Source organism: Mycobacterium sp. ST-F2, from assembly GCF_001905655.1.
Lineage (GTDB): Bacteria > Actinomycetota > Actinomycetes > Mycobacteriales > Mycobacteriaceae > Mycobacterium.
This window is the reverse complement of sequence record NZ_JMHT01000007.1, coordinates 180,402-201,845: the sequence shown is the minus strand read 5'-3', so window position 1 is coordinate 201,845 and position 21,444 is coordinate 180,402. Positions and strand designations below refer to the sequence as shown.

The 21,444-nt window shown below is 67.8% G+C and carries 17 protein-coding genes; 6 read left to right on the top strand and 11 right to left on the bottom strand.

What is annotated here, in order from left to right:
* The coding region (locus tag EB75_RS04535) for a DUF899 family protein (protein WP_073694273.1) at nt 1–605 on the bottom strand (605 nt) is incomplete at its 3' end.
* An 86-nt stretch (nt 606–691) separates the two neighbouring features.
* On the opposite strand from EB75_RS04535, the gene EB75_RS04530 reads away from it, so the two are divergent.
* Complete coding sequence (locus EB75_RS04530) at nt 692–1,423, top strand: MgtC/SapB family protein (protein ID WP_073694272.1); 732 nt, start codon at nt 692–694, stop codon at nt 1,421–1,423.
* On the opposite strand, the gene EB75_RS04525 is transcribed toward EB75_RS04530, so the two are convergent.
* On the bottom strand, nt 1,420–2,811 hold the full coding sequence (locus EB75_RS04525) for an MFS transporter (RefSeq protein WP_174557621.1): 1,392 nt from the start codon (nt 2,809–2,811) through the stop codon (nt 1,420–1,422). The two genes, EB75_RS04530 and EB75_RS04525, sit on opposite strands and share 4 nt — an antisense overlap.
* 49 nt (nt 2,812–2,860) lie before the next feature.
* The gene (uvrB, locus tag EB75_RS04520; RefSeq protein WP_073694270.1) at nt 2,861–5,020 is read right to left on the bottom strand and encodes an excinuclease ABC subunit UvrB; all 2,160 of its coding nucleotides are present in this window, start codon (nt 5,018–5,020) and stop codon (nt 2,861–2,863) included.
* Between the two features lie 68 nt (nt 5,021–5,088).
* On the opposite strand from uvrB, the gene EB75_RS04515 reads away from it, so the two are divergent.
* Together EB75_RS04515 and EB75_RS04510 are read left to right on the top strand one after the other, a co-directional pair.
* Nucleotides 5,089–5,595, top strand: a complete 507-nt coding sequence (locus EB75_RS04515) for a ribonuclease FAU-1 family protein (RefSeq protein ID WP_073694269.1) — start codon at nt 5,089–5,091, stop codon at nt 5,593–5,595.
* Between the two features lie 11 nt (nt 5,596–5,606).
* Nucleotides 5,607–6,167, top strand: a complete 561-nt coding sequence (locus EB75_RS04510; RefSeq protein WP_073694298.1) for a hypothetical protein — start codon at nt 5,607–5,609, stop codon at nt 6,165–6,167.
* On the opposite strand, the gene coaE is transcribed toward EB75_RS04510, so the two are convergent.
* From coaE to EB75_RS04495, 3 genes are all read right to left on the bottom strand, one after another.
* Nucleotides 6,164–7,342, bottom strand: a complete 1,179-nt coding sequence (coaE, locus tag EB75_RS04505) for a dephospho-CoA kinase (RefSeq protein WP_073694297.1) — start codon at nt 7,340–7,342, stop codon at nt 6,164–6,166. The two genes, EB75_RS04510 and coaE, sit on opposite strands and share 4 nt — an antisense overlap.
* A gap of 76 nt (nt 7,343–7,418) precedes the next feature.
* Nucleotides 7,419–8,858 carry a 30S ribosomal protein S1 gene (gene rpsA / locus EB75_RS04500; RefSeq protein WP_020103282.1) on the bottom strand — a complete coding sequence of 480 codons (1,440 nt, stop codon included), beginning with the start codon at nt 8,856–8,858 and terminating at the stop codon, nt 7,419–7,421.
* A gap of 169 nt (nt 8,859–9,027) precedes the next feature.
* A complete protein-coding gene (locus EB75_RS04495) occupies nt 9,028–11,334 on the bottom strand; it encodes an outer membrane protein assembly factor BamB family protein (RefSeq protein WP_142239418.1) in 2,307 nt (768 codons plus the stop codon).
* A 169-nt stretch (nt 11,335–11,503) separates the two neighbouring features.
* Here EB75_RS04495 and EB75_RS04490 point away from each other — a divergent pair, with 169 nt between their 5' ends.
* Nucleotides 11,504–12,601 (top strand): PrsW family intramembrane metalloprotease, encoded by a 1,098-nt coding sequence (locus EB75_RS04490; protein WP_073694296.1) that lies wholly within the window; start codon nt 11,504–11,506, stop codon nt 12,599–12,601.
* Here the strand turns inward: EB75_RS04490 and EB75_RS04485 are convergent.
* Entirely contained in the window at nt 12,586–13,902 is a 1,317-nt protein-coding gene (locus tag EB75_RS04485; RefSeq protein ID WP_142239417.1) for an SMI1/KNR4 family protein, read from the bottom strand. The genes EB75_RS04490 and EB75_RS04485 overlap by 16 nt on opposite strands.
* 83 nt (nt 13,903–13,985) lie before the next feature.
* Here EB75_RS04485 and EB75_RS04480 point away from each other — a divergent pair, with 83 nt between their 5' ends.
* Complete coding sequence (locus EB75_RS04480) at nt 13,986–14,618, top strand: LysE family translocator (protein ID WP_073694266.1); 633 nt, start codon at nt 13,986–13,988, stop codon at nt 14,616–14,618.
* A gap of 4 nt (nt 14,619–14,622) precedes the next feature.
* On the opposite strand, the gene polA is transcribed toward EB75_RS04480, so the two are convergent.
* Complete coding sequence (polA, locus tag EB75_RS04475; protein ID WP_168175981.1) at nt 14,623–17,283, bottom strand: DNA polymerase I; 2,661 nt, start codon at nt 17,281–17,283, stop codon at nt 14,623–14,625.
* Between the two features lie 58 nt (nt 17,284–17,341).
* Complete coding sequence (locus tag EB75_RS04470) at nt 17,342–18,229, bottom strand: LysR family transcriptional regulator (protein ID WP_073694265.1); 888 nt, start codon at nt 18,227–18,229, stop codon at nt 17,342–17,344.
* Nucleotides 18,230–18,299: 70 nt separating this feature from the next.
* On the opposite strand from EB75_RS04470, the gene EB75_RS04465 reads away from it, so the two are divergent.
* Nucleotides 18,300–19,439: an FAD-dependent monooxygenase gene (locus EB75_RS04465; RefSeq protein ID WP_073694264.1), complete on the top strand. Its 1,140-nt coding sequence runs from the start codon at nt 18,300–18,302 to the stop codon at nt 19,437–19,439.
* Here EB75_RS04465 and EB75_RS04460 read toward each other — a convergent pair.
* Both EB75_RS04460 and EB75_RS04455 read right to left on the bottom strand, forming a co-directional pair.
* The gene (locus EB75_RS04460) at nt 19,434–20,873 is read right to left on the bottom strand and encodes an FAD-dependent monooxygenase (RefSeq protein ID WP_073694263.1); all 1,440 of its coding nucleotides are present in this window, start codon (nt 20,871–20,873) and stop codon (nt 19,434–19,436) included. The genes EB75_RS04465 and EB75_RS04460 overlap by 6 nt on opposite strands.
* Nucleotides 20,870–21,436, bottom strand: coding sequence for a TetR/AcrR family transcriptional regulator (locus EB75_RS04455; RefSeq protein WP_073694262.1), 567 nt, complete (start codon nt 21,434–21,436; stop codon nt 20,870–20,872). Before EB75_RS04455 ends, EB75_RS04460 begins: the two co-directional genes overlap by 4 nt.
* Nucleotides 21,437–21,444: the final 8 nt, after the last annotated feature.

Here is a 21,444-nt window from a genome sequence, read left to right as displayed (position 1 = left end):
CCGCCAACCTTGCGGGATTCAGCGTGTCCAACACACGGGGTCAAGTCCCCTCCACGCAGGTCGTCGTCGGTCCAGCCGTCGGCGTACAGCTCGTCGAGCGACTTGTAGTTGTATTCGATCGGCGCCCGCGCCGGGTCGAGCGTCACATGGAGGTCGTAGGTGAAATCGCCGTCGCGCGACGAGTACCACGGAAACGTCCAGCCATGCTCATCGCGATACCGGGCGATGCTCGCGTACGGCGCCCGGGATACGCAGGCAAACGTGACACCCTTGCCGTGCAACAGCTTTCGATCTTCCTCGGTGAACGTCAGGTCAGCGGCGGCGGTGCAACTCGGGCAGCCGGCGTCGAGTGCGTCGATCCACATGAAGTGGTGGATGTAGAGCTGGCTACGGCCCCCGAACATGTCCAGCAAGGTGACCGCGCCGTCAGGACCGTCGAAGATGTAGTCCTTCTCGACCCGCACCATCGGCAGCCGACGACGTTCGGCGTTGACCGCGTCGCGCAGGTGCGTCGCCTCCCGCTCGCGGGCCAAGAGCTTGGTGCGAGCCCCGATCCATTCCTCGCGCGTGACGACGTCGGGATAGGCAGCTGGTTGTGCAGACATGGCAGCACTCCTCGTCAGGTATCGGTCATCTATAAGACAGACTGCGACTCCCGCCAAAAGTCATCGGAGCGCGTTAGTTTGTCCCCATGGAATGGCTGGCGGATCCCGCTTTTTTCGGCGGCCCCGGGCAGGGCTCGCGGCAGATCATCGAACTCGTGGTCGCGTTCGGCCTGACCGCACTGATCGGCCTGGAACGCGAAATCCAGGGCAAGAGTGCCGGTTTGCGCACGCAGACCATCGTCGGTACCGCGGCCGCGCTGATCATGCTGGTCAGCAAGTACGGCTTCGGCGACGTCCTGACCCCCGGGCTGGTGGTCGTCGACCCGTCGCGTGTCGCGGCCCAAATCGTCTCGGGCATCGGCTTTCTGGGCGCGGGCATCATCATCGTGCGCCGGGGTTCGGTGCACGGGCTGACCACCGCGGCATCGGTGTGGGAGTCGGCGGCGATCGGCATGGCGGCCGGCGCGGGCCTACTCCTGCTGGCGAGCGTGATGACCGCGATGCACTTGCTGATCATCGTCGGGTTCATGCCGTTGGCCCGACGACTGGCGGCGCGGTTGGGCGGGTCGGTGCGGCTCCACATCACCTACGCCGACGACCGTGGTGTCCTACGAGATGTGTTGCAGGCGTGCGGCCGACGGGACTGGCAGATCACCGACCTGGAGACCGACCCCGCCGGCGAACCTCTCGAAGCGCCGCCCGGCCACGTCGGTGTCCAGCTGACGCTCGGTGGCTCCGGAGTCATGCGGGCGGCGACAGTGCTGGCCCTGGTCGACGGCGTCATCGGCGTCCGGCAACTGCAGGAAGACCCCGACTAACCCACGCCCCGACCGGCCCGGACCGACGCCACACAGCCCAACGCCGCCAACCCGGCGAACACCGCGAAAAGCCAACTGGCACCGACGGCGTCGGGCCGATCGACCGTGTTGACCACGATGCCGGCCAACCCGGCGCCGAAAGCCCCGCAGATCAGCTGCACCGTGTTGATCGCCGCCGCGGCCACCGTGCCCTGCGCAGGATCGTCGACCCGGCCCATGGCCCACACGGACAAGTGGGGCCACGCCATGCCGACGCCGGTGCCGGTGACCAGGAGCGAGAGCGCCCAGACCGCGACGACGGCCGGCGACGCCCCGTCGACCTGGCTGAGCGCCGCGGCGGCGAGTCCGATCCCCATCACCAGCGGCGCGACCGCCACGATGCGCACGATGCGGGCGGGCGTGGTGACCGAGGCACTGACGATCTCGCTCACCGTCCACCCCACGCTCAGCGCCACGGCGAGAAAACCGGCGGTCAACGGCACCAGACCGGCCAACCGCTGCCCGTACAGCGGCACGTACATGTCGGCCATGGTGGCCGCCATCAACACGCCGAGGGTCACATAAATCCACTTGAACGGGCCCGGCTCGTACGCGGCCTGCGGCAGCACGCTCACCGGCATCCGCCGATCCACGACGACGAACACTCCGACCAGCACTACGCCACCCACCAGCAGCACCACCATCAAAGGCACACTGCGCTGGATGCCGGCGACGCTGATCGCCATGGCCGCGGATCCGAGAATCACCAGGGACCACACCGGAATCCGCAGCGGCTCACGGACGTGGTCCGCGGACCGGCCCGGCAGACTCAGCGGCACCAGGATCATCACCGCCAGGGTCAGGATGGCCAGCGCGCCGAACGCCCAGCGCCACACACCCAACTGCGCGAACAGGCCACCGGACGACGGGCCCAGCAGCGTCCCGACGCCCCACATCGCCGACACCAGGGCCGACGCCTTGGGCCAAAGCGATTGCGGCAGTGCCGTATTGATCACCGCGTAGCCGAGCCCCGCGAGCGTGCCACCCGCGGCGCCCTGCACCACACGCCCGGCCAGCATCACCTCCATGGTCGGCGCCAGCGCACACCCGACGCTGCCCATCGCAAACACGCTGAGCCCCAGCAGATACGCCCGTCGCGGGCCGAAGCGGGCCACCATGCCGCTGACCGTTGTCGCCGCCATCACCGAGGCCACCAGGTAGACGGTGGTGACCCACGCGTACAGCCGGCCGCCGCCGATGTCAGTCACCGCGCTGGGCAGCAGACTGATGGTCAAGAACTCGTTGGTCGCGTACAGCGCGACGCCACCGGCCAGCACCGTCGACGCGCCAAGGTATTTGGGACCGAGCAATTCCCGCCAGCTGCCCACAGCCACGGTTTCGGTGCGCATTTCGGTCACACCGGCGACGCTAGGGGCTCAACCGCGGTTGAGGTCAAGCTCATTTCAACCCGGCCGCGTCCATTCCACGCAGCTCTTTCTTCAGGTCGGCGACCTCGTCACGGATCCGCGCCGCCAGCTCGAACTGCAAATCGCGTGCCGCGTTCATCATCTGCTCGGTGAGGTCCTTGATGAGGTCGGCCAGCTCGGCTCGCGGCATGTTCGAAGTGTCCCGGCCTTCGACGATGCCGGCGCTGACCGCGCGCCCCGGCTCGCCCTGCGCCCGGCGGCCACGGGAGGCGTTGCGACCCGACCCGCCGATCTCCACGGTCTCGGTGTCCTCCGCCTCGCGGTACACCTGATCGAGGATGTCGGCGATCTTCTTCCGCAGCGGCTGCGGATCGATGCCGTTCTCCTCGTTGTAGGCGACCTGCTTGGCACGGCGACGTTCGGTCTCCTCGATGGCCGCCTGCATGGAGTCGGTGATCTTGTCGGCGTACATGTGGACCTCGCCGGACACGTTGCGCGCCGCGCGGCCGATGGTCTGGATGAGGCTGCGGGTCGAGCGCAGGAACCCTTCTTTGTCGGCATCCAGGATCGCGACCAGCGACACCTCGGGCAGGTCCAGGCCCTCACGGAGCAGGTTGATGCCGACGAGGACGTCGTAGTCGCCAAGCCGGAGCTGACGCAACAGCTCCACCCGGCGCAAGGTGTCCACCTCGGAGTGCAGGTACCGCACCCGGATGCCGGTCTCGAGCAGATAGTCGGTGAGGTCCTCGGCCATCTTCTTGGTCAAGGTGGTGACAAGGACGCGCTCGTCGCGCTCGGTGCGCTTGCGGATTTCCCCGATGAGGTCGTCGATCTGGCCCTTGGTCGGTTTGACGACGATCTCCGGATCGACCAGGCCCGTCGGCCGGATGACCTGCTCGACGAACTCGCCGCCGGACTGTGCCATCTCGTAGGACCCGGGCGTCGCCGACAGGTACACCGTCTGCCCGATGCGGTCGGCGAACTCCTCCCAGGTCAGCGGCCGGTTGTCGACCGCCGACGGCAACCGGAAGCCGAAGTCGACCAGGTTGCGCTTACGGGACATGTCGCCCTCGTACATGGCGCCGATCTGCGGCACGGTGACGTGCGACTCGTCGATGACGAGCAGGAAATCCTCGGGGAAGTAGTCCAGCAGCGTCGCGGGGGCGGAACCGGCGGCGCGACCGTCGATATGCCGCGAATAGTTCTCGATGCCCGAGCAGAACCCGACCTGCTTCATCATCTCGACGTCATAGTTGGTGCGCATCCGAAGCCGCTGCGCCTCGAGCAGCTTGCCCTGCCCTTCCAGCTGCGCGAGCCGCTCTTCCAGCTCCTGCTCGATGGTCGAGATCGCCATGGCCATGCGCTCCGGACCGGCCACATAGTGGGTGGCCGGGAAGATGCGCAGCGAATCGACTTTGCGCACCACATCGCCGGTCAGAGGGTGCAGGTAATACAGCGCCTCCACCTCGTCACCGAAGAATTCGATTCGGATGGCGAGTTCCTCGTACGACGGGATGATCTCGACGGTGTCGCCGCGCACCCGGAACGTGCCGCGGGTGAACGCCACGTCGTTCCGGTTGTACTGAATGTCGACCAGCAGCCGGAGCAGCCCGTCGCGCGGCACATCGTCACCGACCTTGAGCTCGACGGACCGGTCCATGTACGACTGCGGCGTACCCAGACCGTAGATGCACGACACCGACGCCACCACCACCACGTCACGGCGCGACAGCAGGCTGGACGTCGCCGAGTGCCGCAGCCGCTCGACGTCGTCGTTGATCGAGCTGTCCTTCTCGATGTAGGTGTCCGTCTGGGCGATGTACGCCTCGGGCTGGTAGTAGTCGTAGTACGAGACGAAGTACTCAACAGCATTGTGCGGCAACATCTCCCGCAATTCGTTGGCCAGCTGTGCGGCCAGGGTCTTGTTGGGCGCCATCACCAGCGTGGGCCGCTGCAGCCGCTCGATGAGCCAGGCGGTGGTCGCGGATTTACCGGTACCGGTGGCGCCGAGCAGCACCACGTCACGCTCCCCCGCCGTGATGCGCCGCTCGAGGTCGTCGATGGCCGCGGGCTGATCACCCGCCGGGTCGTACTGACTGACCACTTCGAACTTGCCGCCGGCCCGCACCATGGCGTCGACCGGCCGGTATTCCGAGTGCGCGAGGACGGGGTATTCGGTCGCGAAGGCCATGAGTACCAGGGTAGAGGCGGGCACCGACCGCCGCTGCCGACCGTACGTCGGGCGCGTACGCTGACGCCATCCACGCACCCAAGCACGAGACGTTCAACCTGACCGCCCGCACGAACACCGATCCCAAGGGCCACGTGCGGGCCGTCGACGTGTACCGAGTCGAGCCGTGGGGCCTCTACATGGCACGCCCCACTCCTGGTCGCGCGCAGTTCCACTACCTGGAGTCGTGGCTGCTGCCCTCGATCGGGCTGCGGGCCAGCATCTTCCACTTCAATCCCGGCCATGAACGCGACCAGGACTTCTACCTGGACGTCGGCCGGTTCACCGCCGGCGCAGAGGTCTGGACGTCGGAGGACCACTACCTCGACCTGGTGGTGCGGACCGGAAAGAGCGTCGAGCTAGAGGACGTCGACGAACTCCTCGACGCGGTCCGTCACCACCTGCTGACCACCGACGACGGCGAGAGCGCCATCGCGACTGCGACCGAGGCCATCGAAGGGCTCGCCCGGCACAACTATCAGTTGGGTGATTGGCTAGCCAGTCTCGGTATGTCACTGACCTGGCGCGACGGGTAATGTCAACGACCATGACATCGATCAGGCGCGGACGCATGGCCGCGGCATCGCTGGCGTGCGCCATCGCAGTGGCCACGAGCACTCCCCTGCTGTTCGCCGCGACGGCGGCGGCCGATCCTGCACCGCCACCCGCACCGCCGGCTCCGGTCGCAGATACCGCACCGCCCACCGCGGGGCCGCACAACGTCACCTACCGGGCCCGCGTCGACGGAGTGTCCCGCGGGACGCTGGTGACCTACCGCCTCACCGACACGCAGCTCAATTCAGCGACGCCGAGCCTGCTGCCCGGCGAGATGTTCGAGGCCTCGGCCGTCCTCAACAACGCGGCGAACGCCGGCATGCAGGTGTCGATCCAGTGGCCGTACTCGGCCAGCCTGCACTGCGAGATTCTGGTCGACGACGAGATCGTCGCCCAGGCCGACCAGTTCGTCGCGCCGCGCCTGACGCCGCAGCGTCAGGATCCCGGCTACGGCGTCCTCAGCTGTGGTTCGGTGACCGACTTCGATCCCAGCCAGCAGTACAGCGCCGAGCTGCCGGGCACCCCGGCGGCCCCGGCCGCGCACACCAGCTAAGGGCGCCAACCGGTTTCGTCAGCCCAGGCCCAGGCCCGCCGGTACGACCCGGCGAGCCAGGGTTCCTTGGCGTCGGCGTACTCGCCACTGGTGGCCGGTCCGGCCGCCATCGCATCGTGTTTGAGCGCGAGGTATTCGACCCGCTCGTCCGGGTTGGCGGCAATCCACGCGGGGAACAGCAACGCGAACTGCTGGCCGGGCCAGCCGTCCACCCGGATGTGCACGTTGGTCGGCCGACCGGGATCGGCGGAGGCGTGAAAGCGCTTCTGCCACAATGTCTTGTCGTCGGTGTGGGCCACGTCTGCGGTGATGTCCGCGATCCGGGGGTAGCCGGCGGCCGGCAGGAGCTCGGCGAGTTCGTCGGCCAGCTCCAGCGACTTCACGGTCACCTGAATGTCGATGACGTCCTTGGCATCCAGGCCCGGCACCGCCGTCGATCCGATGTGGTCGACCCGGACCGCCCGGTGCCCGCACGCGGTTTCCAGTCGAGCCACGATCCGTCGGGCCTGCTCGGGCCACGTCTCGTCATACGACACCAGTGCCGGCGCGACGGTGGCCGGCACCCCAGCCTGCACATTGCGCGCGAACGGAACGATGCGCTGCTCCCACAGCTCGCGCGCCGTGGCCGCCAGTTCCTCGGCGCTGCCGTGGTTGTCCAGCCAGACGTCGGCGACGGCCTGCCGCTGCTCGATGGTCGCCTGCGCCGCGATGCGGGCCCGGGCGTCCTCCTCGGAGAAGCCGCGGTATTCGATCAACCGCGCGACCCGCACGTCCTCGTCGGCGTGCACCATGACGACCAACGGGAACAGCGGCGCCATCTGCGACTCGACGAGCAACGGAATATCCTCCACCACAACAGATCCCACCGGTGCGGCGTCGATGAGTTCGGCGCGGCGCTTGCCGACCAGCGGGTGCACGATGCCGTTGAGGGTCTTGCGCTTCTCCTCGTCGCTGAACGCCACCGCAGCCAGCGCCGGCCGGTTGAGCGAACCGTCAGGCTGCAGGATGTCCTCGCCGAAAGCCTCCACCAGGGCGGCCAGCCCCTCGGTACCGGGCTCCACCACCTCACGGGCGATCACGTCGCCGTCGACGATGATGCCGCCGGCAGCCGCGAAGGTCGATGACACAGTGGATTTGCCGGCGCCGATACCGCCGCTCAGTCCGATACGAAGCACGGACGACACCCTATCGGGAGCCCACCGACGACAAATGCCCCGACCCAATGGGCCGGGGCATTTGTCGTTGGACTACTTAGGCGTTGCCGGCGAGCTTCTCGCGCAGCGCCGCCAGCTGGGCGTCGCTGGCCAGGGTGCCACCGGTCGACTCCTCGGAACGCGAGGAACCGCTGGTCGCCGGACGGGCAGCTGCCTCGGCGTCGGCGGCGGCGAACTTCTCCATCTGGGCGGTGTGCATCTTGTGGCGACGCTCGGCCTCGGCGTACCGGGCCTCCCATTCGTCACGCTGCTTCTCGAAGCCTTCCAGCCATTCGTTGCTGTCGGCGTCGAAGCCCTCGGGGAAGATGTAGTTGCCCTGCTCGTCGTAGCTGTCGGCCATGCCGTACTTCGACGGGTCGAACTCCTCGGTGTAGTCCTCGTTGGCCTGCTTGAGGCTCAGCGAGATGCGGCGACGCTCCAGGTCGATGTCGATGACCTTGACCATGGCGTCGTCGCCGACCTGGACCACCTGGTCCGGGACCTCGACGTGGCGCTCGGACAGCTCCGAGATGTGCACCAGGCCCTCGATGCCCTCTTCGACGCGGACGAACGCACCGAACGGAACCAGCTTGGTGACCTTGCCCGGGACGATCTGGCCGATCGCGTGGGTACGGGCGAAGTGGCGCCACGGGTCTTCCTGGGTCGCCTTGAGCGACAGCGAAACCCGCTCGCGGTCCATGTCGACGTCCAGGACCTCGACGGTGACCTCGTCGCCCACCTGGACGACCTCGGACGGGTGATCGATGTGCTTCCACGACAGCTCGGAGACGTGCACCAGGCCGTCGACGCCGCCGAGATCGACGAACGCGCCGAAGTTGACGATCGAGGACACGACACCCTTGCGGATGGCGCCCTTGGTGAGCTGGTTGAGGAACTCGCTGCGGACCTCGGACTGGGTCTGCTCGAGCCACGCGCGACGCGACAGGACCACGTTGTTGCGGTTCTTGTCGAGCTCGATGATCTTGGCCTCGATCTCCTTGCCGATGTACGGCTGCAGATCGCGGACACGGCGCATCTCGACGAGCGATGCGGGCAGGAAGCCGCGCAGGCCGATGTCGAGGATCAGGCCGCCCTTGACGACCTCGATGACGGTGCCCTTGACGGCCTCGTCCTTCTCCTTGAGCTCCTCGATGGTGCCCCAGGCGCGCTCGTACTGAGCCCGCTTCTTGGATAGGATCAGGCGGCCTTCCTTGTCCTCCTTGGTGAGGACCAGGGCTTCGACCTCATCGCCCACGGAAACGACCTCGTTGGGGTCGACGTCGTGCTTGATGGAAAGTTCGCGAGAAGGAATGACACCTTCGGTCTTGTAGCCGATGTCGAGCAGAACCTCGTCGCGGTCAACCTTGACGATGGTGCCTTCGACGATGTCGCCATCGTTGAAGTACTTGATGGTTTTGTCGATGGCGGCGAGAAAATCCTCGGCCGAGCCGATGTCGTTGACGGCTACTTGCGGCGAGGTGACGGAGGGACTTGGCATGTGTTAGATGGCTCCGGACAGGTTTAATCGTAGGGATGAATTTTTTGTGTTTTGGTGACGCGTCACGGCGCGAGGGCCAGACGATTCACACGCACCCTTAGCCCATGTGGACACAGGTACTTGTCAAGGGTACTAGACCTGGCACACGCTGGACAAACCCGGGTAACGCCTAGCGCCGATACTGCGTGGCGCCCTCGGGCTCGTGTGTGTTGCTGATCAGCTTGGCAAAACACTCATTCACCGGAATTCCCCGGTCGTCGCACCACCGGTTGGCGGCGACGGGGCTCTCGAAGGTCAGTCCGGCGAACGTCACCCACCACCCCGGCAAGGCGATCGTGCGCCATTCGTCTCCCGAGGCCAGGCGCACCTCGGGGTACCGGGTGCGCAGCCGAAGGTGCTGGTTGAGGATTTCGCACGGCGTCCAGGTCACCATGGTCCGGGCATCGACATCAGTGGCGACCAAACCCGGCCGTTTCGACGAAATCTGGGCCACCCACCGGTCGGCCAGCCGGGATTGGATGAACGGCCGGTCCTGATTCACCTGCGCGGCCAACGCGGCGAGGGCTTCGGCATCGGTTCCGCAGGGGCCGGCGCCGGGCTGTGCCGGTGTGGCGGTCTGACCGGAGCCTGCGGCCGCGCCGCCCTCCTCCTCGCAGTCCACCAGCTGGTCCCCGGCCGCCTTGGTTTGCGTGACCGGCTGGTCCGGGTTCCCCGACGACTGGTCGGCAGTGCCGCCGAGGGTATTGGGCAGCCGCCAGAAATCCCCGGGGCCGAACTGGAATTCCTTCGTAATCGTCTGCCCCTCTTTGAGTTTCAGCGGGTCATGGCTGAGGTCGAAGACTGCCGAGGCGATTCGGCTGGAGTTGTCGCGGATCGACACCCGAAGGCGCGCACTGTCGACGGTATGACCGCCCGGACAGGTGGCCTTGATCTCCATCTTGACCACCAGCGCACCACCCTCGGTGCGGTACTCGACGGGCCGCATCTGGGGCACCTTGCCGCATTTGGTCCGCAGGCCGCCGCCCTCTGCCGACTCCGCACTGCCCGGAGCCACCGAATGCCCACCGGTCGGCGCATAGAACGTGATGGAGTCCGTGTCTGCCGCGGCAAAGCCTTCACCGGCCACGTCGACCGTGCCACCTGTGCGCAGCGCCCACTCCTGCTGCCCGGTTGCCAGGTTGTACGACTGCAAGACACCTTCGAAGTCGGTCATCACCCGCTGGCCGTCGGACAGTACGCCGTCGCCTTCCATGGCTCCCCGCCACAACAACGCGCCAGTGGCCCGATCATGGGCCACCGCTTTCCCATCCGCATTTCCGATCACCACATTGCCGATGATCTGGCGCAGATTGGCCGAGCCGTCGGCCTTCCAGAGTTGCTTCCCAGAGGCGAAGTCATAAGCCGTGTCGCCGATGATCAACGGCACCTGATCGGGATCGGAAACCAGCCACGGCGTGGCGGCACCGAATTTGGACGGGTAGGACCGCAACTGCTTGCCCGCGACGTCGTAGACCACCGTCTCGCTGGGCGAGCTCGAACCTTGTCCGTCACACCGTTGCGCGGCAAAGCCCTTGCCGGGGAACAGCTCTGGAGGCCGCGGCGAACCGTCGAACATGCGGCCCGTCCGAGCGTCGGCGATGACGGCGGTGTTATAGCTGCCGTAGTACACGACATCGTCGTTGACGCCGTATCTCGCCGAGTCGCCCGAATCCGCGCATCCGTCCCGCCCTGCCAGATCGGCCTGTTCGCGCCAGCCGGCGCCCAGATCCACAGTGGTGCCTCTGGTCATGGCGAGGTGCACGCCGCCATCGGAGCGGTAGCCCGCGGTGTAGACCGCCGAGCCGCGCACCATCACGACAGCAGCGCTGCTGGGCGCGGGCACTTTGTGGTCGATGCTGCCGTCGGCGAGGCGGATGAACGACAGCTTGGCGCCTTCGGCCTCGTCCGGCGGGCCGAACGTCGCCGCCTTGCCCAGGCATGGGAGCAACCCGTTGATCGCCTCCGTCGCGCAGACGGGGAAGAAACCGGCGTCGGCGTTGGTCCACAACACTTTGCCGGTCTGCGCGTCGATGCCTGTCAACTGCGCGGATCTGTCGGTCTGGTAGGCGATGACGTTGGTCACCAGGACCCGACCGAGATTCAGGAAACCGGCGGTTTGGTACTGGCGGCCCGCCGGGCCGGGCAGGGCGAACCGCGCATTCGAGAATGCGGGTGCTGCCTGGGCGGCAGTCAACTGCCACCCGACACTGGGCTTGGTCGGGTAGGTATTGCGCAGCTGCCCCGCTACCGGGCCACCCGGTCCGTCCGATGACTTGGTGAACAGGCGGACGCCGACCACCACCGCCACGACCACGACGACGACGGCGGCCACGGCCACTGCCGCGATGAGTGGCCCGCGCCGACGAGCCGTGGGTTCCCGCTCCAAATGGTCAAGCGAATACGGCGCCGGATACGGCGGCTCCGAGGGGAACGTCACGGTGCGCGGATACCTCCACAGAAACGGTTTGTCAGAAACTCACCACAGATTGTCGGTTCGCCGCGCAAAGCGCGGTATCGGCCGATCGTCTGAATTCCGCCCGGCTACCCTGCATTTCGTGTACCCCGCCCCATCGCCCGTGCCGCCGCCGTACCAGTACCGGGCGCCGATGCCGCGGCGAATCCGCAAGGTCGGTGCGCCGCTGGGCGTGATCATCGGGCTGGGTGTGCTCATCGGTTGTCTCCTGATCCTGACGACGCTCACCAACCCGATCGGCATGACCATCGGCTTCGTGCTGGCCAGTGTCGCCACCACGGTGGTGCTGCTGACCTATCTGTGGTTCGACCGCTGGGAGCCGGAGCCACCGCGGCTGCTGATCTTCGCGTTCGTCTGGGGTGCCTCGATCAGCGTCGTCATCTCGGTGGTCCTGGAACAGATGTCCACGCCCCTGCTCGGCAAGGACGGTTTCGCCGCGATGGCCATCGGCGCACCGGTCATCGAAGAAGCCGCCAAGGGCATGTTCCTGCTGCTGATGATGACCGGCCGGCGCCGCAACGAGCTCAATTCGTTGACCGACTGCCTGGTCTACGCCGGTTTCGTGGCCGCGGGCTTCGCCTGGCTGGAGAACATCTTCTACATCGCGATGGGCGAGACCATCTCGCACTCCCTGCTCACCGCCGCGCTGCGGCTGATCATGGGGCCGTTCGCGCATCCGTTGTTCACCAGCATGACCGGTATCGGCGTGTACCTCGCGCTGCAGCATCGTGGTGCCGGCGCCAAGGTGCTGTACATCGGGCTCGGATACCTCGCTGCGGTGGTCATGCACATGTTGTGGAACGGCTCGACGGTCGTCGGCGCCGGGGCGTATTTCGCGGTCTACCTCTTCTGGATGGTGCCGATCTTCGCGCTGGCGATCGTCACGGGAGTGATCGGCCGCCGCCGCGAACAGCGGGTGGTCGCCGAGAAGCTGCCCGGGCTGATCGCCTCCGGCCTGATCACCGCGAACGAGGCGACGTGGCTCGGCTCGATGCGCACCCGCAAGGCGGCGATCGCCACGGCAACGCGGATGGGTGGCGCCGCCGCCGGGAAATCGGTGAAGGAATTCGCCGTCCAGGTCGTCGAGTTGGCGTTCGTCCGGGACCGCATCGACCGCGGCCTGGCCGACCAGCGGACCTATCAACTGCACGCAGAAGAGGCCTACTGGCTGACCGCCACCCGCGCGCAGGCACCGGTGTTGCAGTGGCTGGCCGGTTACCGCGCGATGTGATGGACCTTGAGCGGCGGCTGGCCCCGGTGGCGCAGCAAGTCGTTCGCGACCTCGATGGTGTCGGCGAACGGCGCGCGGGACAGGCCCTGGGCGGCGTCTTCGAAACCGGCCGCGTGCAGGCTGTCCGGCACCAGTCCGTCGTCGATGACGGTGCGCCACATGGCAACCGGAAGTGAGAGGTAATCGAGCGCCGGGAGCCGAGTCAGCGCGTCGCACCCGGTGACGGTCGGCGACGAGACGAACACACTGCGCAGCCGAGGATGTCCGGCGAGCGCCGACAGGTCCACCGGCGCGTCGAGGTTGTGCAGGCGCAGCACCTCGGTGAGTGGTCCGACATCGGTGACGGCATCGGCGATCAGACCGAATTCGGCGGCTTCGTCTTTGACGTCGAACGGGCTGCGCGGGTTGATCACGGCCCCGTTCTGCAGGTATTCGGTCAGCGAGGGCGCCAGCCACTGTGCGCCGACCGGGGCATCGCGGTGCAGGTGCAGCAGCTGGCCGACGGTGCCGTTGGGCCCGGGCGCCATGTCGACGACGAAGAATCCGGCTTCGGGATCGGTTCCCACGACGAACCAGGCTGCCGAGTGCGCGAGCGGCTGGAGCTGCCCGAACCGATCTGGAGCGACTGCGGTTTCAGCACCGGATCGCCACGACAGATACCGCCGCTGCGGCTGGCAGTAGGCGCGGCCGTCGACTTCGTCGAGAGGCATGACGTACATGCCGCGGGTGATCCACGGCAGGTCCGGGTCGCTGGATTCCTCGATCGAATAGAGGTCCCCACCGGCCGCGGTGGCATACAGCGCCCGCACGTCGGGCGGCAACGGATGGCCGAACGCGTCCTCGGCGGCTGCGAGGGCACCGGGTTCCTCTGCGGGCGTACCCGGCAGTGCGTCGGTGACGATGCGCGCGACCAGCTCCGAAGCGCAGCCAGGTGAAAATCCTTGCCCAGCAGTCGGTTCCGGCTGGCGTCGATAGGGTTCCGGGTGGGCGCCCGGAGACAGGACCACCCCATCGATCGCACCGTACCCTGCCATCCCGGCCAGATGCGGCGACCGACTGTCGACCACCATGACCTCGGCGAAACCGTCGGGCCGGGCGACGGCGCAGAAGAGGAAGTCGCAGTCAGCGGCCTCGGCCTGCAGTGTCGCGAGAACCTCGCGGTCCAGCAGCATCGAGCCGCCGGAGCCATCCGAGAACAGCCCGCCATCGCTGAACTCGCAGTCGTTGGAGTTCGCCAGGGACACCAGGGCGTTCAGGAACGGCCGCCAAGTATCCGGTGAAGTGACGGTGTCGTTGAGCACCAACCGAATCTAGGTGATGCCGATTCGCCCGCCTGCCGGGCTCGCGACGATATCGATTTGCACTGGTCAGCGATACTTGCTACATGTTCGCGCACCTTGTCGACGTCCTGCCGGCGTTCCTCGTCGCGTCGGTGATCCTGGCCGCGCTGCCCGGCCCGGCGACCGCGCTGTTCCTGCACCGCTCGGTACGCGACGGCCGCAAGGCCGGCCTGGCGGCCGTCGTCGGCAACGAGATCGGCATCTGCGGCTGGACGCTGGCCGGCGGCGGCGGGCTGTCGATCCTGCTGACCGCCAACCACTGGCTGTCGCTGGCGCTGCACGTCGTCGGGGCCGCGATCATGATCTGGCTCGGCATCAGCGCGTGGCGCAGCGCCAAACACCCCACCGACATGACGGCGGCACTGCCGCCGCGCGGCCGGACGCCTGCGGCAGCGTTCCGCGCGGCGCTGGTGTCCATCGCCGCCAACCCGAAGGCCGCGGCCTTCGGCATCGTGGTGCTCCCCCAATTCCTGCCGGCCAGCGGCCCGGTCCTGCCGACGCTGCTGGTGCTCGCCGCCATTCAGCTCGTCATCGACACCTCGTGGTGTGTCGGCGTCGTCCTGGCCGCTGATCGGGCCCGAAACATCCTGAGCCGCACCCACATCCGCCAGCGCATCGAACGCGCCATGGGCGCGATCCTGGTCGCACTCGGCCTCGGCCTGGCAGCCGACGCCTAGCGCGTCAGTGCGCGGCGGCGTCCCAACTCGGGCCGTAGCCCACCGACACCTCGAGCGGCACATCCAACGGGTAGGCGCTGCCCATCTGGTCGCGCACCAGGGTCTCGAGCGTGTCCCGTTCGCCGTCGGCCACCTCGAACAGCAGCTCGTCGTGCACCTGCAGCAGGACCCGCGACTTGAGCCCGGCGTCCTTCATGGCGGTGTCGACGTTGATCATCGCGACCTTGATGATGTCGGCGGCGCTGCCCTGGATGGGCGCGTTGAGCGCGGCTCGCTCGGCGGCCTCACGGACGTTGCGGTTGCTGCTGTCGAGTTCCGGCAGGTAACGCCGACGTCCGAGCACCGTCGAGGTGTACCCGTCCTTGCGCGCTTGTTCGACAACCGAGTGCAGGTAGTCGCGCACCCCACCGAACCGGTCGAAGTACTGGTCCATCTGCTGCTTGGCTTCTTCGGTCGAGATCTTCAGCTGCGACGCCAGGCCGTACGCCGACAACCCGTAGGCCAGGCCGTAGGACATGGCCTTGACCCGGCGGCGCAGCTCCGCGGTCACTTCCTCGCTCGGCACGCCGAAGGCCCGCGAGGCGACGAAGGTGTGCAGGTCCTCGCCCGTGTTGAACGCCTCGATGAGGCCGGCGTCGCCCGACAGGTGCGCCATGATGCGCATCTCGATCTGGCTGTAGTCGGCCGTCATCAGCTCGGCGAAGCCCTTGCCCACGACAAAGGCCTCGCGAATTTGGCGGCCGGCTTCGGTCCGGATCGGGATGTTCTGCAGGTTCGGCTCGGTCGACGAGAGCCGGCCCGTGGCGGCGATGGTCTGGTTGAAGGTCGTGTGAATGCGACCATCTGCGGCCGTCGAATTGAGCAGACCGTCGACGGTGACCTTGAGCCGGGTGGCGTCGCGGTGGGCCAGTAGATGCTGCAGGAATGGATGCCCGGTCTTGTCCAGAAGTGATTGCAGCGCATCGGCATCCGTGGTGTAGCCGGTCTTGGTGCGCTTGGTCTTCGGCATCTCGAGCTTGTCGAACAGCACCACCTGCAGCTGCTTGGGCGAGCCCAGGTTGATCTGCTCACCGATGGCCGCATAGGCCGCCTCCGCGGCATCGCGGATCTGGTCGGCGAACTGGCTCTGCAGCCGGCCCAGCAGTTCGATGTCGACGGCGATGCCCGCGTTCTCCATCTCGGCGAGCGCCCGCTGCACCGGCAGTTCCATCTGGCCGAGCAGCGCCAGGGAGTCGATCCGGGCGAGTTCCACGTCCAGTGCGTCGGCCAGGTCGCCGACGGCCGCTGCCCGCACGATCAGGGCCTGCACCGCCGCGTCGTCGACCTCATCGGGATCATCGAGCAACGAAAGCTGTTGTTCCTCTTTGCCTTCCGCGCGCAGTTCACGCCCCAGGTACCGCACCGAAAGGTCGTCGAGGGCGAAGCTACGCTGCCCCGGGCGGACCAGGTAGGCGGCCAATGCGGTGTCAGAGGTGACGCCGGCCAGCGTCCAGCCGCGACCCAACAGGTCGTGCCACGCCAGCTTCGCCTCGTGCAGCGCCTTCGGCGGGCCCGGGTCGGCGAGCCACGATGCCAGCGCTGCCTCGTCCTCGGCGTCCAGTCGCGCGGTGTCGATGTAGACGCCCTCGCCGCTGGCGGACACGATGGCCAGCGCGGTGGCGTCGGCGTCGAAGGCCTTGTGCGTGCCGTTGACCGCCATGCCGAACCGGCTGCCATTGCTGTGCTCGGCGAGCCAGGCCGCCAGGGTGCCGGGCTCGAGCAGACCGCCCCGGACGTCGAAGCCGAGCTCGACCTCGGGCTCGACCGGCGACAGGGTGTCGAACAGCCGGTCCCGCAGCACCCGGAATTCCAGGTCGTCGAACAACTGGTGGATGCGGTCCCGGTCCCACGGCTGCACCCGCAGCCCCTCCGGGGTGTGCGGCAGCGGCACGTCCTTGACCAGGTCCGTCAGCTCGCGGTTGAGGATGACGTTGGAGAGGTTGGCCCGCAGCGAGTCGCCGACCTTGCCCTTGACCTCATCGACGTGGTCGACCAGCGCCTGCAGCGAGCCGTACTGGTTGATCCACTTGGCCGCGGTCTTCTCGCCCACGCCGGGGATGCCGGGCAGGTTGTCGCTCGGGTCGCCGCGCAGGGCCGCGAAATCCGGGTACTGCGTCGGGGTGAGGCCGTACTTCTCGACGACCGCGTCCGGCGTGAAGCGGTGCAGGTCACTGACGCCCTTCTTGGGGTACAGCACCGTGACGTCGTCGCTGACCAGTTGCAGCGAGTCGCGGTCGCCGGTGACGACCAGCACCCGGAAGTCCTCGTCCTGGGCTTGCGTGGCCAGTGTCGCGATCAGGTCGTCGGCCTCGAAGCCCTCCTCGGCAAGGACCGTGATGCCGAGGGCGCCCAGCACCTCTTTGGTGATGTCGATCTGGCCGCGGAACTCGTCGGGAGTGGCGGCGCGCCCCTCCTTGTACTCCGGGTACTTCTCCTTGCGGAAGGTCTTGCGCGACACATCGAAGGCGGCCGCGACATGGGACGGCTTCTCGTCGCGCAGCAGGTTGATCAGCATGGCGGTGAAGCCGTACACCGCGTTGGTGGTGAGCCCGCCCTGCGTCTTGAAGTTCTCGGCGGGCAGCGCGTAGAAGGCGCGGAACGCCAGTGAATTGCCGTCCAGCAGCATCAAGGTGGGCTTGGTGGCGGGCGGGGCGTCCGTTGCGGTGGGGCTCACGGCCCTAACTCTATTCAGCCGCACCGACAGCCAGTAACCGCCGCGCCATGTTGACCAATGCGCGGGCCGCTGGACTCATCGGACCGTCGGACCGCCAGGCGAACACCAACCGCCCACGCAGCGCCGGTGTCAGTGCCACCAGGTGCAGATCGCCACGCGACTGCACCATCGATCGCGGCAGGATCGCCACGCCCAACCCCCGTGCGGCGAGATCCGCCAACGCGTGCGGGGTACTCGCCTCGAACGCGACGTGCGCCTCGACGCCGGCGTCGGAGCAGGCCCGGTCGAACTGAAGGCGGATGCCGGCACCGACAGGCAGCGCGATGACGGCGCGGTCGGCCAGCTCCTCCAGCCGGACGCTGCGCCGGCCGCGCCAGGGATCGTCGTGGCCGACCGCGGCGACGATGGGCTGATCGGTGACCACAACCGCGGCCAGCCCGGACGGCAGCTCCGCGCCCACCGACACGATGACGGCATCGAACCGCCCGGTGCGCACGCCCTCGATCAGCACGTCCGAGTTCGCGGTACCGAGCGTGATGTCGACGTGCGGGTGCGTCCGGTGGAACTGCGCCAGCAGGCCGGGCATGTCCGCGTCGTGCGCAGTGACCGTGGCGATGGTGACCGACCCCCGCACCAGGTCACTGAGTTCGGCCACCGCGGTGCGCGCATCGGCGGCCGCGGCGAGGGCCACTCTGGCATGGGGCAGCACCGCCCGCCCCGCCGCGGTCAGCCGAATCTCCCTTCGGGCGCGGTCGAACAGCGGCTCCCCCAGTTCGCGTTCCAGCCGCGCGATCTGGGCGCTGACCGCGGGCTGCGCGACGTGGATGCGTGCGGCGGCGCGGGTGAAGTTGGCTTCTTCCGCGACGGCCACGAAGTACTCCAACTGCCGCAATTCCATAACTATTTATTATAGTTTGTGGACTAGATCGGTATTGGACTTATAGTTCTGCCGCGCCGAGGCTGGATTCATGACACAGCTCCTCATCGCCGGCGCCGGCATCGGCGGCCTGACCACAGCCCTCACCCTGCATGCCCGGGGTTTCGACGCACTCGTCCTCGAGCGCGCGCACGACCTGCAGCCGTTGGGGGTCGGGATCAACCTGCTGCCCCACGCGGTGCGCGAGCTCACCACGCTCGGCCTCGGCGATCGGTTGACCGCCATGGCCGTCGCACCGGACTCGATCCGCTTCTATACCCACCGCGGCGAGCTACTGTTCACCGAGCCTCGCGGGCTGGCCGCGGGTGACGCGTACCCACAGCTGTCGGTACACCGCGGACACCTGCAGATGATGCTGCTCGACGCGGTCCGCGACCGCCTCGGCGCCGACGCGGTGCGCACCGGCAGCGGCGTCACCGGATTCCGGCAGGACGACGACGGAATCGTCGCCGACACCGCGGCCGGCCCGGTCGCCGGCGCCGCCCTGATCGGGGCCGACGGCATCAATTCGGTGGTGCGCGCCGCGCTGCACCCGGGCCATGACCCATTGCTGTCAGCGGGCATCACGATGTACCGCGGCGCCAGCGACATTGTGCCGTTCCTCGACGGACACACCATGGCAATCGTCAAGGGCGACAACGGAGTTGACCTCATCACCTATCCGATCGGCGGCGGTCGGGTGAACTGGGTGCTCCAGGTTCCCGCCGGGCGGGCCGGCCCACGCCAGGGCGATGCCAAGTGGAACGCGCCCGCGACGGCCGACGACGTGTTGCCGCACGTGGCCGACTGGAACCTCGACTGGCTCGATATGGCGGCACTGATCGGCCAGAGCCCGGCGCTGTTCAGTTACCCCATGGTCGACAAGGACCCGTTGCCGCACTGGGGCGATGGTCTGGTGACGCTGCTCGGCGACGCCGCCCATCCGATGTACCCCGTGGGCGCCAATGGGGCATCGCAGTCGATCGTCGACGCCCGCGTACTCGCCGACGAACTGGCCACCCACGGCCTGGCCGGCCTGCGCGACTACGAGCGCGCCCGCCGCGCCGAGACCGCCGACGTCATCGCCGCCAATCGCGCGATGCACGCCGCGGGGGCGTCGCAGACCTCGACGGTATTGGCGCGCGTCGCCGCGCGCTATCGGACCGACACCGCGACGAGCACCCGGTCATGACGGGGTCGGCTCGCGAACCGGATCGAAGCGGCGCAACTGTTCCCGGATGACGTCCGCCCGATCGGTGATCGCCCCGACGTGCCCGTCCGGCCGCACCAACACGTACGAGCCGGCGGGCACGTCGTAGTCGGGGCCCGGCGCCAAGCGCAACTGTGGCACCCCGAAATCGACTGCCGGCCCGCCGAATTCGAGTACCGTCCAATGCGGGCCACGGAAGACGTCGAACAGTCGCCGCCCGTCGGACAGCAGGCCGTCGGGCGCGCGGTCGCCCGCCTGGAGCACACCTGGGCCATGCCCTTCGCCGGCAAGCGGGCCACCCCGGTAGGAGATGTCCAGCTGATGAATGGCGGACGGCGCAGGCCCTGCCGCACCGAAACCCTGACGGTGCAACGCGCCGCTGAGCTGTAATACGTTCGCCGCGATCGGCATCCGCTCGGCGGCATAGGTGTCCAACAGTTCATCGGGAGCGCCGGCCAGCACCGCGGCCAGCTTCCAGCCCAGGTTGTAGGCGTCCTGCACCCCGGTGTTGACGCCCTGTCCCCCGGCGGGCGAATGGACATGCGCGGCGTCGCCCGCCAGCAGTACTCGGCCCATCCGGAACTGTTGCGCCATCAGGAGATTCACCCGGTACTCCGAAATCCACCGCAAGTCCGATAGCACCACATCGCGCCGCCCCGAGCGCTTTTCGAGAAGATCCTGCATCGCGGCCAGGGTCAACGCCGGCGGGTTCTCGCCCGGCGCCATCGTCACCACCAGCTGGAAGTGCTCGGTGCCCGGCAGATTCCACAACGAGAACCGCTTGGACTGGTCGCCGTCACCGGTAAGCAGGTGACAGCACCGGCCGTCGAGCCCGGTGGCCCGGACGTCGCCCACGACGATGCGTTCCTCGGTCAGTGCACCACCGAGAAACTCGACGCCGGACACCTTGCGCACCGTGCTGCGGCCGCCGTCGGCGCCGACGAGATAGTCGGCGCGGATCGGACCGCGGTCGGTCTGTACCGTCACACCGCCGTCGTCTTGCCCGAAACCTGTTACCGCGGTGCCGAATTCGATGGTCCCGCCCAGTTCGACGAACCGTGACGCCAGGATCTGGTCGGTGCGCCACTGCGGGATCAGCCAGGTGTACGGGTACGGCACCGCCGGGGTGGCCGGGAGTTCGGGAAGTCCCAGCAGTTCGTAGATCGGCTTGGTCCACACCGCTTCCGCGCCGCGGTACAGCCGCATGGGCGGAAAGGCCTCGCCGGCCGCGAGCACCGCACAGACCACACCGAGGTCGTCGAAGACTTCCAGGGTGCGCGGCTGCAGTCCTTTGCCCCGCGAACCGGGGAACAACGTCGCGACCCGGTCGAGTACACGACACTCCACGCCACGTCTGGCCAGTTCGATGGCGAGGGTCAATCCGGTCGGACCGGCACCGGCGATCACAACGGTCATCGAGCACCGCCCAACAGTGGTAACAGGACGCCGTCGACGAGCTGCGCACTGAATGCGGAGTCGATGGGCAGATCGAGGTGGACTTGGCGCAGGATCATCGCCTCGGCGACGTCGTGAACGAGTTCGACGTCGGCGTCGGCGGCGATATCGCCGCGCGCAATGGCCCGCTCCAGGGCGTCATGGAATGGCGAGAGCTCTTCTTTGTCCAGATGCCGGCGGATGGCCTCGGCCAGTTGTTCGTCGTGCCGCATGAGCGTCGCCAGCTCTGCCGTCACGCGCGTCAACGGGTCGGCGACATTCGCGGCGATCGCCTCCATGACCGCGAACAGGTCGCTGCGCAGTGCCCCGGTGTCAGGAATCGACGCGTTTCGGGCGGCGTCCGCGGCGTCGAGTGTGGCGCGAACGAGTTGGGCCTTGTTCGGCCAGCGCCGATAGATGGTCGCCTTGCTGGCGCCCGCCCGCACGGCCACGGCGTCAGTGGTCAATGCCGCATAACCCCGCTCGACGAGCAATTCGGCCGTGGCAGCCAGCACCGCCTGTTCCCGCTGGATTCCCCGAACCATGCCCGAAG